This window comes from Enterobacter sp. EC_50 (genome assembly GCF_019584525.1).
In the GTDB taxonomy this organism is placed as follows: Bacteria; Pseudomonadota; Gammaproteobacteria; order Enterobacterales; family Enterobacteriaceae; genus Enterobacter; species Enterobacter roggenkampii.
In genome coordinates this window covers 1-13,677 of the sequence record NZ_VDAF01000032.1, presented here as the reverse complement: position 1 = coordinate 13,677, position 13,677 = coordinate 1, and the positions used below count along the sequence as shown (strand labels likewise).

Annotated in this window: 11 protein-coding genes; 7 read left to right on the top strand and 4 right to left on the bottom strand. The window is 58.3% G+C overall.

Going from position 1 to position 13,677, the window contains the following annotated elements:
- Nucleotides 1-289 precede the first annotated feature (289 nt).
- The 5 genes from FHC48_RS20650 (at nucleotide 290) to FHC48_RS20630 (ending at nucleotide 6,708) form a co-directional block, all read left to right on the top strand.
- Nucleotides 290-1,609 (top strand): MFS transporter, encoded by a 1,320-nt coding sequence (locus FHC48_RS20650; RefSeq protein ID WP_059364343.1) that lies wholly within the window; start codon nucleotides 290-292, stop codon nucleotides 1,607-1,609.
- Nucleotides 1,610-1,767: 158 nt separating this feature from the next.
- Nucleotides 1,768-3,420, top strand: a complete 1,653-nt coding sequence (locus FHC48_RS20645) for an MFS transporter (RefSeq protein WP_008502308.1) — start codon at nucleotides 1,768-1,770, stop codon at nucleotides 3,418-3,420.
- A gap of 22 nt (nucleotides 3,421-3,442) precedes the next feature.
- Nucleotides 3,443-4,525, top strand: a complete 1,083-nt coding sequence (locus FHC48_RS20640; RefSeq protein ID WP_025911245.1) for an HlyD family secretion protein — start codon at nucleotides 3,443-3,445, stop codon at nucleotides 4,523-4,525.
- Nucleotides 4,522-5,901, top strand: coding sequence for an efflux transporter outer membrane subunit (locus FHC48_RS20635; RefSeq protein WP_059364329.1), 1,380 nt, complete (start codon nucleotides 4,522-4,524; stop codon nucleotides 5,899-5,901). The genes FHC48_RS20640 and FHC48_RS20635 overlap by 4 nt, the downstream gene beginning before the upstream one ends.
- 147 nt (nucleotides 5,902-6,048) lie before the next feature.
- Nucleotides 6,049-6,708 (top strand): O-methyltransferase, encoded by a 660-nt coding sequence (locus FHC48_RS20630; RefSeq protein ID WP_008502311.1) that lies wholly within the window; start codon nucleotides 6,049-6,051, stop codon nucleotides 6,706-6,708.
- 82 nt (nucleotides 6,709-6,790) lie between these two features.
- Here FHC48_RS20630 and hrpA read toward each other — a convergent pair whose 3' ends face one another.
- Nucleotides 6,791-10,693, bottom strand: a complete 3,903-nt coding sequence (gene hrpA / locus FHC48_RS20625) for an ATP-dependent RNA helicase HrpA (protein WP_059364331.1) — start codon at nucleotides 10,691-10,693, stop codon at nucleotides 6,791-6,793.
- A gap of 205 nt (nucleotides 10,694-10,898) precedes the next feature.
- Between hrpA and azoR the strand changes: the two genes are divergently transcribed.
- Nucleotides 10,899-11,504, top strand: coding sequence for an FMN-dependent NADH-azoreductase (gene azoR / locus FHC48_RS20620; RefSeq protein ID WP_008502313.1), 606 nt, complete (start codon nucleotides 10,899-10,901; stop codon nucleotides 11,502-11,504).
- Between the two features lie 90 nt (nucleotides 11,505-11,594).
- Nucleotides 11,595-12,281 (top strand): RluA family pseudouridine synthase, encoded by a 687-nt coding sequence (locus FHC48_RS20615; RefSeq protein WP_059364333.1) that lies wholly within the window; start codon nucleotides 11,595-11,597, stop codon nucleotides 12,279-12,281.
- A 7-nt stretch (nucleotides 12,282-12,288) separates the two neighbouring features.
- On the opposite strand, the gene FHC48_RS20610 is transcribed toward FHC48_RS20615, so the two are convergent.
- The 3 genes from FHC48_RS20610 to FHC48_RS20600 form a co-directional block, all read right to left on the bottom strand.
- Entirely contained in the window at nucleotides 12,289-12,828 is a 540-nt protein-coding gene (locus FHC48_RS20610) for a DUF2058 domain-containing protein (RefSeq protein ID WP_059364335.1), read from the bottom strand.
- 154 nt (nucleotides 12,829-12,982) lie between these two features.
- Entirely contained in the window at nucleotides 12,983-13,264 is a 282-nt protein-coding gene (locus tag FHC48_RS23565) for a type VI secretion system tube protein Hcp (RefSeq protein WP_259281190.1), read from the bottom strand.
- A 315-nt stretch (nucleotides 13,265-13,579) separates the two neighbouring features.
- On the bottom strand, nucleotides 13,580-13,677 hold a 98-nt coding region (locus FHC48_RS20600), incomplete at its 5' end, for an IS1 family transposase (RefSeq protein ID WP_000851394.1).

Genomic DNA, 13,677 nt, shown 5'->3' with positions numbered 1-13,677 from the left:
TTTTTCTGAAATAACCAGAAACATCCAAAAATCATCGGGTTGCACCTGCCTATTATGCTTTTGATTTCCAGCCCTACAAAACATTGTATTGTGCAGGCGGCATGAAAAAGCACCCAACGCTGCTTATTTCGCCGTGATCTGACCAGTTTTATCCCCCCTGCGCTTGCCAAAGACAACATCCAACCCTAAGTTGCTTAACAATTTCACAACCTTTTTTATCATCACAGGTTGCACCTGAAGCGCGCCAGGTGACACCTCTCTCATCATCAACGTGGCGGGGTTTCAGGTCATGACAGAACATGAAAGTACGACGACGGTGTTACGTAAAAATAAAAAGGTGTTAATCGCCAGCCTTACCGGGAGCGCCATTGAATGGTTTGACTATTTTCTCTACGGTACGGCGGCCGCGCTGGTCTTCAATAAGATCTTTTTCCCGATGGTCGATCCGGTGATCGGACTCATCCTCTCTTATCTCTCTTTCTCATTAACCTTCTTTATTCGCCCCATTGGTGGGGTACTTTTCGCCCACATCGGCGACCGCATCGGACGGAAAAAAACCCTCGTGCTGACCCTCTCTTTGATGGGAGGTGCAACCGTTATGATTGGCCTGCTGCCCACGTATGAGATGATTGGCCTCTGGGCGCCTGCGCTGCTGATCCTGATGCGCATCATTCAGGGGATGGGCATCGGCGGTGAATGGGGCGGCGCGCTGCTGCTGGCCTATGAATACGCGCCAGAAAAACGTAAAGGCTTCTTCGGCAGTATTCCGCAGGCGGGCGTCACCATCGGCATGCTGATGGCAACCTTTATCGTGTCGCTGATGACCCTGTTCAGCGAGGAGGATTTTCTCTCCTGGGGCTGGCGCATCCCGTTCCTGCTGAGCTCGGTGCTGGTGTTGCTCGGCCTGTGGATCCGCAAAGATATTGACGAAACGCCCGATTTTCAGAAAGTGAAAGCGTCCGGCCAGGTGGCTAAGACTCCCCTGCGCGATACGCTGAAACATCACTGGCGTGAAGTGCTGATTGCCGCCGGTTTGAAGGTGGTTGAAACCGCGCCGTTCTATATTTTCTCGACCTTCGTGGTGAGCTATGCCACCAGCACGCTGACGTATCAGAAATCGCAGGCGCTGGAAGCCGTGACGCTGGGAGCCCTGGTGGCGACCCTTATGATCCCGCTAATGGGGCTGCTCTCCGATAAGGTAGGCCGTCAGCGCATGTACGCAATCAGCGTCTTCGTGCTGGGCCTGTTTATCGTACCGTGGTTTATGCTGCTCAATACCGGCACCACGTGGGGTATCGTGCTCGCGACGGTCATCGCCTTTGGCGTGTTGTGGGCCCCTGTCACGGCGGTACTCGGCACGCTGTGCTCTGAAATCTTTAGCGCAAACGTGCGCTACACCGGCATTACGCTCGGCTATCAGCTGGGTGCCGCGCTGGCAGGCGGTACCGCGCCGCTGATTGCCACCGGCCTGCTGGCAAAATACGACGGCGACTGGGTGCCGGTGGCCTGGTATCTTGCCGTCACGGTGACCATTTCTTTAATCGCGATTTTCTGCGCCAGCCGCGTTAAGCGCGCCACTCTCATCCAGGCGCAGCCCGAACGTCTCTGACCCTTCCCGGCCCGTCCTGCGGGCCGCTCTTTTTCCTTAAATTTCCCTTCACCATTTGATTAACATGCGTAAATCATATTCACTTGAATTATCATTTGCGGGAGTCGTAGAATCGCTAGCCCGCTAATTATTCAATCATTTCTAAGGTAAACGACGTTATGCGCCTGCCCGAACGCGACCCTTATGCTCCTCGCGAGTGGCAGCCACATGAGAAACCCGCCCTGCTGGGTTCGCCCTCCACGCCCGAACACAGTACGCCAAAACGCATTGCCTATGGCGTCGTGGGCCTGCTGGTCTGCCTGACGGGCGCGCTGGGGAATGCGGTGGTGACCGCCAACCTGCAAAATTTGCAGGGGACCTTCGGCGCCTGGTCAACCGAAATCGCCTGGCTGCCCGCGGTTTATGTGATGACCAACATCTCCATCAACCTGCTGCTGGTTAAATTCCGCCAGCAGTACGGCCTGCGCGCCTTTACGGAAGGTTTTCTGGTGCTGTACGTGCTGGTCACCTTTTTCCACCTGTTCGTTAACGATCTCAGCTCGGCGCTGATGGTGCGCGCCGCGCACGGCATGGTGGCCGCCGCGCTCAGCTCGCTGGGGATTTACTATCAGATCCAGGCCTGGCCTGCGAAGCACCGCCTGAAGGCGCTGACCATCGGCATCACCGGATCGTCGCTCGCCATCCCGCTGGCCCGCCTGTTTTCAACCGAGCTGCTGCAGCTGGACGAGTGGCGCGGGCTCTATTTCTTCGAGCTGGGACTGGCGCTGATCTCCCTGGCCTGCGTCATCGCCTTAAAACTGCCGCCGGGCGACCGGCGCAAGGTCTTTGAGAAAAAAGACTTTATCACCTTCTTTTTACTGGCCCCCGGGATGGCCCTGCTCTGTGCCGTCCTCTCTCTGGGTCGCCTTGACTGGTGGTTCGAAGCGCCTTGGATCGGCTGGTCGCTGGCGCTATCGTTGGTGCTGATTGTCGCAGCCATCGTCTTTGAACATAACCGCAGCAACCCGCTGCTGAACACCCGCTGGCTGTCGAGCGGCAGCATCGTCCGCCTGGGGCTGATTATGCTGCTGATCCGTATCGTGCTGGCAGAGCAGAACACCGGCGTCATCGGCTGGCTGCAGTACGTGGGCTTACAGAACGAGCAGATGACGCATCTGGCGTGGTCCATTTTCGCCGGGATCGTCTGCGGGATTGTCACCAGCTGTCTCACCATCAAGCCGACGAAACTGGCGTGGCCAATCATCACCTCTCTGGCGCTGATGATTGTTGCCTCGCTGCTGGACAGCCAGTCCAACAACCTGACCCGTCCGGATCAGCTGATGGTAAGCCAGTTCCTGCTGGGCTTCGGCAGCGCCTTCTTCCTGGCGCCCGCTATGCTGGCCGCCATTGGCGGGGTGATCGCCGACCCGCGGAACCTGGTCAGCTTCTCGGTGATGTTTGGCATGAGCCAGAACCTCGGTGGCCTGCTGGGCTCCGCGATCCTCGGCACCTTCCAGACCTGGCGCGAGAAATACCACTCCAGCCTGCTGGCGGACCAGCTCACCACGCTCAACCCGCTGGTCAACGAGCGAATTCAGCTTTATACCCAGATGTATAAAAGCCTGATTGGCGACAGCGCGCTGCTGGGCACCCAGGCGATAACGCAGCTGCAAACGGTCACCGCGCTGGAGGCGAATATTCTGGCTTATAACGATACTTATCTGCTGACGGCGAGCATCGCTGCCGCCACGCTGGTCTGGATTTTATGGCGCTTGCTGCGCCTGCGCATCACTGCCCGTCTGGCGCTGAAGAACGCCACCGGCAACAAATAATTGAAAGAGTTCTGGAGAGTTTATGAGTCAGCAGGATGCCGCCAAAGAGCAGGCCAACACCCGCAAAAATGTGCGCATTGTTTCCGTTTTCACCGCCGCCGCCATCGGTATTGTCGGCGTGCTGGTGATCCTTTATGCGTGGCAACTGCCGCCGTTCACCCGTCACGCGCAGTTTACCGATAACGCCTACGTGCGCGGCCAGACGACGTTTATCAGCCCGCAGGTGAACGGCTATATCACCGAGGTAAAGGTTCAGGACTTTGTGCAGGTGAAAAAAGGCGACCTGCTGCTGCAGATCGATGACCGTATCTATCGTCAGCGGGTGCATCAGGCAGAGGCGCAGCTGGCGATGAAAATTGCCGCCCTGAATAACAACCTGCAGCAGCGTAAAAGCGCCGAAGCAACAATCGCCAAAAATGACGCCGCGCTGAAAAATGCCCGCGCCCAGAGCCTGAAAAGCCAGGCGGATTTAAAACGGGTGAAAGAGCTGACGGCGGACGGCTCGCTTTCCATTCGCGAGCGCGACGCCGCGCTGGCCAGTGCCGCTCAGGGTAGCGCCGACATCGACCAGGCGAAAGCCGCCCTTGAGATGTCGCGTCAGGATCTGCAGACGGTGATTGTCAATCGCGGTGCGCTGGAAGCGGATGTTGAAAACGCCAAAGCGGCGCTGGAGCTGGCGCAGATTGACCTGCAAAACACCCGCATTGTGGCGCCGCGTGACGGCCAGCTCGGCCAGATCGCCGTGCGTCTCGGGGCCTACGTGACCGCCGGAACCCATCTCACCACCCTGGTGCCGCCGCAGCACTGGGTCATCGCCAACATTAAAGAGACCCAGCTCGCGGAGCTGCGCGTCGGCCAGCCGGTGAAGTTCACCGTCGATGCCCTGAACAACAAAGCGTATCAGGGCCGCGTGGAGAGCATCTCCCCGGCGACCGGCGTGGAGTTCAGCGCCATCACGCCGGATAACGCCACCGGGAACTTTGTCAAAATTGCCCAGCGTATTCCGGTGCGCATTGAGGTGCTTGGTAAGCCTGAGGACTCTGCCCTGCTGCGTCCGGGTATGTCGGTACAGGTGACCATTGATACGCGGGAGGCGAAGCAATGATCCTTCGCCCGATAGCCGCGCTGGTGGCGGCGGTCATGCTGGCCGGATGCCAGTCCGTTGACGTCAAACCGGCGCAGCCGACGCTGCACATCCCCACCCAGTGGCGCACCGTCTCCGGCCCTGCCAGCCCGACGGAGCAGCTCTGGTGGCGTAATTTCCATGACAACCACCTGAACCGCTATGTGGATCAGGCGCTACAGCATAACAGCGACGTGCTGATCGCCCGCGAACGGATAAACGAGTATCAGGCGCGGGTCTATGCGGCCGACGGCAGCCTGTTTCCCTCCCTCGACGCGGGCGTAACCGGGACGCGCGCCCGTTCACAATCCGCGGCGACCGGGCTGCCGGTTTACGGCACATTGTACAAAGGGAGCCTGACGGCAAGCTATGACGTGGATATCTGGGGCGTCAACCGCAGCACCTCGCGCGCTGCCGAAGCCTCGCTGGCGGCGCAAAAAGCCGCGGCCGCGGCCGCGGATTTGACCGTCGCCTCGTCTGTGGCATCCGGGTATGTCACCCTGCTCTCGCTTGACGAGCAGCTGCGGGTGACCGAGTCCACGCTGAAATCGCGCGAAGAGGCGTTTAACCTCTCGAAGCGTCAGTTTGAGACGGGCTACAGCTCGCGCCTGGAGCTGATGCAGTCGGATTCCGAACTGCGCTCGACGCGGGCGCAGGTGCCCGTGCTGCAGCACCAGATTGCACAGCAGGAGAATGCCCTCAGCCTGCTGCTGGGAAGCAACCCCGGCGACGTGGCGCGCAGCGAAAGCTTTGCGGGACTGACGCCGCTGACGCTGCCGTCGCAGCTGCCTTCTGCGCTCCTGAACCGCCGCCCGGATATCGTCCAGGCCGAACGCCAGCTGGTAGCGGCGGATGCCTCGCTCGCGGCGTCGCGCGCCAGCCTGCTGCCGTCGATCAACCTGACCGCGACAGGATCGGTTCAGGATCGCACCCTTTCCGGCCTGCTGGACAACCCGCTTCAGCTCTGGAGCGTCGGAGGCAGTATTCTCGCCCCGCTGCTGAACCGCCAGGCGCTGAATGCGCAGGTGGATATTTCTCAGTCCCAGCGTAACCAGGCGCTGTACGCCTATGAAAAAACCGTGCGTAACGCGTTTGCCGAAGTGAACAACAGCCTTGATGCGATAAGTCGCTATCAGGAACAGCTGACGGAGCTGCTTGCCCAGCAGGATGTGGCCCAGGAGACGCTGCGCATTGCGCAGAATCGCTATCGCAACGGCTACTCCTCCTATCTGGACGTGCTGGACGCGCAGCGCACGCTGTTCTCGGTCCAGACCAGCGTCGTGCAGGTGAAAAATAACCTGCTGCTGGCGCAGATTGATTTGTACAGAGCGCTGGGCGGCGGCTGGGTCAGTGCCTGAAAACCTGCCCGGTGGCGCTTCGCTTACCGGGCCTACATTTCGCCCCGTAGGCCGGGTAAGCGAAGCGCCACCCGGCGTTTATTCCTCAGCCCTGTAAGCCGGGTAAGGCGTAGCCGCCACCCGGCAATCCCCACAAGGAGTCAATCTATGCAACAACAGTGGTCTGCAGTTGATAATTTCATGATTTCGTCACTTATTCCTGACGATGACGTACTGAATCAGGTGCTGGAAAACAACAAACGCGCCGGGCTGCCTGAACATGATGTCGCGGCCAATCAGGGGCAGCTGCTGGCGCTGTTCGTGCGCATGACGCAGGCAAGACGCATTCTTGAGATCGGGACGCTGGGTGCCTACAGCTCAATCTGGATGGCGCGCGCGCTCCCCCCGGACGGTAAGCTGATTACGCTTGAGGCCGATCCCACGCATGCCCGCGTTGCGCGCGAGAATATTCAGCTTGCGGGGTTAAACGAACGCATTGAATTAATTGAAGGCCCGGCGCTGAGCTCGCTGGAGAATTTCGGCGAGGTTCCGCCGTTCGACCTGATCTTTATTGATGCCGATAAGCCGAACAATCCCGGCTATCTGGAATGGGCGCTGCACTACTCCCGCCCCGGTACGGTAATTATCGGCGATAACGTGGTCCGTGATGGCGAAGTCATTAACGGTCAAAGCGACGACGCGCGCGTGCTGGGCGTGCGGCGTTTTATTGAGATGATGGGCGATAACCCGCGCTTAACCGCCACCGCGCTGCAAACGGTGGGGATTAAGGGATGGGATGGGTTTACGCTGGCGATTGTAGAACGATAACCAGCCGGGTGGCGGCTTTGCCTTACCCGGCCTACATTTCGCACTCGTAGGCCCGGTAAGCGCAGCGCCACCGGGCAAGGGTTTAACCTGAAATCTGCTCTATCGCCTGCAGAATACGCTTATCCGAAATCGGATACGGCGTACCGAGCTGCTGGGCAAAGAAGCTGACGCGCAGCTCCTCGATCATCCAGCGGATCGCCTGCACGTCTTCATCGTCGCGGCGCGCTGGCGGCAGCTTGTTCAGCCACTGCTGCCACGCCTGCTGCACGCTCTCCACTTTCAGCATCTGCGCGCGGTCGCGGTGCGGATCGATAGCCATCTTCTCCAGCCGTTTTTCAATCGCCTGCAGATAGCGCAGCGTATCGCCGAGACGGTTGAAGCCGTTGCCGGTGACAAAGCCGCGGTAAACCAGCCCCGCCATCTGCGCCTTCACGTCCGACAGACCCAGCGCCATGGTCATATCCATGCGCCCTTTCAGACGCTTGTTGATGTTGAACACGGCGGTGAGGATCTGCTCGACCTGTTTGGCAATCTCCACCACGGTGTCGTTCAGCTCCGCGCGCACCTTTTCATGCAGCTGAGCAAAGCCCTCTTCCGTCCAGACCGGGCCGCCCGCCTCGTGAATGAGTTTGTCCACGCCGCAGGAGATGCAGTCGTCAATCAGATCCAGCACCTTGCCGTACGGGTTAAAGTAGAGCCCCAGCTTGGCCTTGTTCGGCAGCTTCTCGTGCAGATACTTGATCGGCGACGGGATGTTGAGCAGCAGCAGGCGACGCAGCCCGCGCCACATCATCTGCTGCTGTTCCTGCGGGTTATCAAAAAGTTTGATCGCCACGCTGTCGCGCTCGTCCACCAGCGCAGGCCAGGCTTTTACCTTATAGTTGCCGCGCTTCTGCTCGTAGCTTTCCGGAAGCTGGCCAAAGCTCCAGATGTGCAGCCCGCTCTGCTCGATGCCGTCGTCGGCCACCGCAGAGAGCGTCTCCTGGACTTTGCCTTTCAGCGCCTCTTTCAGCTCGCTCAGGGAACGCCCTTCCAGCAGCTTTTTATTTTTATCGTCCACCACGCGGAAGGTGATTTTCAGGTGATCGGGCACCTGATCCCAGTTCCAGTCGTCGCGGTCGATGGTGGTGCCGGTCATGCGGCGGAACTCGCGCTCCAGCGCGTCCAGCAGCGGCAGCTCCAGCGGCGTGACGCGGCCCAAAAACGCTTCCGCGTAATTTGGCGCAGGCACAAAGTTGCGGCGCACCGGTTTCGGCAGAGATTTGATCAGCGCAATCACCAGCTCGCGGCGCAGGCCGGGGATTTGCCACTCGAACCCGCTCTCGTCGACCTGGTTTAACAGCGGCAGCGGAATGTGGACGGTCACGCCGTCCGCGTCGGCCCCCGGCTCGAACTGATAGGTCAGCCGCAGCTTGAGGTTGCCCTGATGCCAGAAGTTCGGGTAGTCGAGCTTGCTGACCGACTCCGCCCCCTCTTTAATCAGCATGCTCTTTTCGAAGTTGAGCAGGTCCGGCGTCTCTTTGCTGGCCTTCTTCCACCAGCTGTCGAAGTGGCGGGCGGAAATCACATCGTGGCTGATGCGCTGGTCGTAAAACTCGAACAGCGCTTCATCGTCCACCAGAATGTCGCGGCGGCGGGACTTGTGCTCAAGTTCCTCCACTTCCGCGCGCAGCTTCAGGTTTTCGCGGAAGAAGGCGTGGCGCGTCTGCCAGTCACCCTCCACCAGCGCGTGACGGATAAACAGCTCGCGGCTGAGCGCCGGATCGATCTGGCTGTAGTTGACCTTGCGCGCGGCGACCACCGGCAGGCCGTAAACGGTCACTTTTTCGGTCGCCATCACCGCGCCCTGCGCGCGCTCCCAGTGCGGTTCACTGTACGAGCGCTTAAGCAGATGCTGCGCCACCGGCTCCACCCATTCCGGATCGATACGGGCGGCAATGCGTCCCCACAGGCGGCTGGTTTCCACCAGCTCGGCAACCATGGTCCATTTCGGCGGCTTCTTGAACAGGCCAGAACCGGGGAAGATGGCGAAACGGGCGTTGCGCGCGCCGGTATACTCCTGCTTCTCGGCGTCCTTCATCCCAATGTGGGACAGCAGGCCGGTCAGCAGCGCGATATGGATTTCGCGGTACTCCGCCGGTTCGCTGTTCACCGGAATGCCCTGCTCTTTCACCACCTGGCGAAGCTGGGTATAGATATCCTGCCACTCGCGCACGCGCAGGTAGTTGAGAAAATCCACCCGGCACTGGCGGCGGAACTGGTTCGAAGAGAGCGCCTTCTGCTGCTCGCCGAGGTAGTTCCACAGGTTCACGAAGGCGAGGAAATCGGACTCTTTGTCGTGGAAGCGGCGGTGCTTTTCGTCCGAGGCCTGCTGTTTGTCCATCGGACGCTCGCGCGGATCCTGAATGGAGAGCGCCGAGGTAATGATCATCGCCTCGCGCACGCAGCCGTGCTTTTGCGCTTCCAGCACCATACGCGCCAGGCGCGGGTCGACCGGGAGCTGGCTGAGCTGGCGGCCCAGCGGCGTCAGCTTATAAACCGTCGCCTGCTCGTCGGTGGTAATCGCCCCGAGCTCTTCAAGCAGACGCACGCCGTCCTGAATGTTGCGTTTATCCGGCGCTTCGACGAACGGGAACGCCGCGATGTCGCCCAGCCCCAGGGCGGTCATCTGCAGGATAACGGACGCCAGGTTGGTGCGCAGAATTTCCGGGTCGGTGAACTCCGGGCGCGACAGGAAATCATCTTCAGAATAGAGACGAATGCAGATCCCTTCCGACACGCGGCCGCAGCGGCCCTTACGCTGGTTAGCAGACGCCTGCGAAACGGGCTCAATCGGCAGCCGCTGGACCTTGGTGCGGTAGCTGTAGCGGCTGATGCGCGCCGTACCCGGGTCGATCACGTATTTGATGCCCGGCACGGTCAGCGAGGTTTCCGCCACGTTGGTCGCCAGGACGATGCGGCGTCCGCTGTGCGGCTGGAAGACGCGGTTCTGTTCGCTGTTGGACAGGCGGGCATACAGCGGCAGGATCTCGGTGTGGCGCAGGTCGCGCTTGCTGAGCGCATCGGCGGTATCGCGGATTTCGCGTTCGCCGCTCATGAAGATCAGGATGTCGCCCGCGCTTTCGTTACCCAGCTCGTCAACGGCATCAAAAATAGCCTGCAGCTGGTCGCGCTCGGTATCATCCGCCTCTTCCACAATCGGGCGATAGCGCACTTCAACCGGATATGTCCGCCCAGACACCTCAATAATCGGCGCATTGTTGAAGTGCTTCGAGAAGCGTTCCGGGTCGATGGTCGCGGAGGTGATGATCACTTTCAGATCCGGGCGACGCGGCAGCAGCTCTTTCAGGTAGCCGAGCAGGAAGTCGATGTTCAGGCTGCGCTCGTGCGCTTCGTCAATGATGATGGTGTCGTACTGCATCAGCAGGCGATCCTGCTGAATTTCAGCCAGCAGAATACCGTCGGTCATCAGCTTGACCATGGTGTTATCGCTGACGTGGTCGCTGAAGCGCACCTTGTAGCCGATGCAGCCGCCCGGCTCCGTCTGCAGCTCTTCGGCAATACGGTTGGCGACGGTGCGCGCCGCCAGACGACGCGGCTGGGTGTGGCCAATCAGGCCTTTGATCCCGCGGCCCAGCTCCATACAGATTTTCGGCAGCTGGGTGGTTTTCCCCGAACCGGTTTCACCCGCGACAATCACCACCTGGTGGTCGCGTACGGCCTCAAGAATGTCCTGTTTCTTCTGGCTGACGGGCAGGTTTTCCGGGTAGGTAATCGCCGGGCGCGCAGCTTCGCGCAGCACAACCTTCCCTGCCGCCTGTTCAATCTCTTTCGCCATCTCCTGGTAAATGGCCTGTTGAGCATCAGGATTTTTAACCTTCTTGACGCCGTGCAGACGGCGGGCGAAGCGCTGTTTGTCGCGCAGCGTCAGAGAATCGAGCTGTTGCAGGAGCATCGGGAAGGTGAATTTTTGTTGTTCTGTCATAGCGTTAAAGGGCAGTACACGCCCTGATAAACTCTCTTTTTAATGATTGCTATAGAGTACCACACTGACGCCTTTCGTGCCTTATTCAAAAAATTCGAACATAGGCTTCGATATATTGCGCTATCTCTGTGGCAGGATTGTGAATAGAGTGTCAACAAGCAACGGGGCAACCCCCTTCAATCAAATGCAACAACAGGAATCACCCATGAGCAAAGTATTAGTTTTGAAATCCAGCATTCTGGCAGGGTACTCTCAGTCTGGTCAGCTGTCTGATTACTTCGTTGAACAGTGGCGTGAACAGCATTCTGCTGACGAAATCACCGTGCGTGACCTGGCTGCAAACCCCATTCCTGTGCTTGATGGCGAGCTGGTTGGCGCGCTGCGCCCAAGCGATGCGCCGCTGAGCCCGCGTCAGCAGGAAGCGCTGGCCCTGTCCGACGAGCTGATTGCTGAGCTGCAGGCGCATGACGTCATCGTCATCAACGCCCCAATGTACAACTTCAACATCCCAACCCAGCTGAAGAACTACTTCGACCTGGTGGCGCGTGCTGGCGTAACCTTCCGTTACACCGAGAACGGCCCTGAAGGTCTGGTAAAAGGCAAGCGTGCGATCGTACTGACCAGCCGCGGCGGTATCCACAAAGATACCCCAACCGACCTGGTTGCGCCGTACCTGAGCCTGTTCCTGGGCTTCATCGGCATCACTGACGTGAACTTCGTGTTCGCGGAAGGTATCGCTTACGGTCCTGAAGTGGCGACCAAAGCGCAGACCGACGCGAAAGCCGCCATCGACAGCCTGGTTGCAGCGTAAGACTTCACCCTCTCACCGCCCGGTGGGAGGGTTTTTCTTTTCCCCCGCATTTCGCTATCATCCGCTCCCACTCTCCAGCCGGGCGGCCTGATGTCTGCGATCATTGATTCTTTTATTGCCCCACCGTGTCACGATGACATTCAGATCCTCTGGCAGGATGAACATCTGCTGCTGATCGATAAGCCTTCCGGCCTGCTCAGCCTCTCGGGCAAAAATCCGCAAAACCTTGATTCCGTCCATTATCGTCTGGTTCAGACGTTCCCGGGCTGCACGCTGGTGCACCGTCTGGATTTTGGTACGTCCGGGCTGATGGTGGTTGCGCGCAATAAGGCCATTAACGCGGCACTGTGCCAGCAGTTTAGCCAGCGCAGCGTGGAGAAAGTCTACAGCGCCCTGCTTTGCGGCCACGTGGAAAATGATGAAGGGGTTATTGATGCACCGATTGCCAAAGACCCGGCGCTGTTTCCGCTGATGTCGATCTGCGCCATTACCGGTAAACCCGCCCGCTCCCGCTACCAGGTCGTGGAACGGTTTTATCAGGGGGCAGGATTACCGTTAACGCGGGTGAAACTGATCCCGGAGACCGGGCGAACCCATCAGCTGCGCATTCACTGCCAGCAGCTGGGGCACCCGATTCTGGGTTGCGATCTGTATGGCGGTCTTGACGTGCCGGGCGCTGAAGACGCGCCCCGGCTGATGCTGCATGCCAGCGAGCTGAATTTTATTCATCCCGCGAGCGGCGAGCCGGTTAGTGCCCGCCACGCCGCCCCGTTCTGAATGTGGTTTACCACATCAAATCGTCAGGGATTTTGAAGTCCGCGTACGGATCGTCTTCGTCCTGCTCTTCCTGGCTGAGCGCGCTGTTTAACACGATGCTGTCGGCATCGCGCTGGGCAATTTTATCGGCCACTACCGCCGGGATAATCGCGTATTCGCAGTCACCGCTGGCGTTGATGACCAAGCGGGCAATCGCCAGACGGCCGTTGATCAGCTGAGCCTGGGTTTGCTTGTCCACCTCGATTTTTTTGATCAGATTACCGTCGGTGAAGTTAAAGGTGATGTTGCCTTTCGCCACGGTGATGCGGTTTATCTCGATCAGCTGCTTCACCTGCGCCTTAAACTCTTTCGCCAGCACAGCCTGCTTCTGCTGCTCGCTCAGCAGCTTGTCACGCTCGATCTGGGCCTTCTTGTTCTCTTCTACCGCTTCCCGAGCCTCACGCGCCTGAACGCGTGATTTCTTTGCCGTGCGCTGCACTTTAGCCGCTTTCTTGCTGCTGACGAGGCCCGCTTTCAGCATCTGCTCTTGTAAGGTGAGTTTTGTCATGATTATTTCTAAACCGGTTGGAAATTTTGGGGATTATAGCGGGAATTGAGGAAAGAGTGCGATATTAGCAGATGAAACGTTACACATCCTGGCTGGGCGCCATATATCGCATCCAGGATCCTGATTGATAAAGATTAGCAGTAAAATCGTGACACTACGGTTTTTGTGATGCTGGTTTTGACCACGCATCACCATACTTAATCATGCCATCCAGGTAGTGCCATTCAATACTGTTGAAGCGTAACTTCAGGGTCTCGACCATGTTATGATGATTTGAACCAGGTATATATGTGTGATTGGCATTCACTGACATGATGACAACACTCTCCATGGATATCCGATAAACTTCACGTTCAATCCCTGCATCGTTTGTCTCATAGTAGCGAATGACCGCTTTTTGCAGACGTCTCCCGTCGCAAACATACACTGCGAACAGGGGTGAAAGTTTATCCAGCTGTTTGTGTATGATAAAAGGTTCGTGTTGTCTGGTACCCCCATTCTACCGGTATGAGGATCGACTGGCTGGCTAATGCCGTAGCTGCTGCTCATGACTTCAACCGCACCCTCTCGACCTAACGCGAGACATTCTCCTTTTAACTGCATTCCGTTTTCATCATAAAGAAACAGGTATGCGGGTAATGACATGCTACTTTCTCCCTAAGTCGAGTATATTGCCTTGGTTATCGATTATAAAAGTATAATAAAAATTCTTTTTATTTAACGTATAATGTGCCCCGGTAATGACTCCAACTTATTGATAGTGTTTTATGTTCAGATAATGCCCGATGACTTTGTCATGCAGCTCCACCGATTTTGAGAACGACAGCGACTTCCGTCCCAGCCTTGCCA

Bases quoted from the DNA above. Each gene is read 5' to 3' on its own strand.
- FHC48_RS20640 (WP_025911245.1), top strand. From the start codon at position 3,443: ATGAGTCAGCAGGATGCCGCCAAAGAGCAGGCCAACACCCGCAAAAAT.
- FHC48_RS20635 (WP_059364329.1), top strand. From the start codon at position 4,522: ATGATCCTTCGCCCGATAGCCGCGCTGGTGGCGGCGGTCATGCTGGCC.
- FHC48_RS20650 (WP_059364343.1), top strand. From the start codon at position 290: ATGACAGAACATGAAAGTACGACGACGGTGTTACGTAAAAATAAAAAG.
- FHC48_RS20615 (WP_059364333.1), top strand. From the start codon at position 11,595: ATGTCTGCGATCATTGATTCTTTTATTGCCCCACCGTGTCACGATGAC.
- azoR (WP_008502313.1), top strand. From the start codon at position 10,899: ATGAGCAAAGTATTAGTTTTGAAATCCAGCATTCTGGCAGGGTACTCT.
- FHC48_RS20610 (WP_059364335.1), bottom strand. From the start codon at position 12,828: ATGACAAAACTCACCTTACAAGAGCAGATGCTGAAAGCGGGCCTCGTC.
- FHC48_RS20630 (WP_008502311.1), top strand. From the start codon at position 6,049: ATGCAACAACAGTGGTCTGCAGTTGATAATTTCATGATTTCGTCACTT.
- hrpA (WP_059364331.1), bottom strand. From the start codon at position 10,693: ATGACAGAACAACAAAAATTCACCTTCCCGATGCTCCTGCAACAGCTC.
- FHC48_RS20645 (WP_008502308.1), top strand. From the start codon at position 1,768: ATGCGCCTGCCCGAACGCGACCCTTATGCTCCTCGCGAGTGGCAGCCA.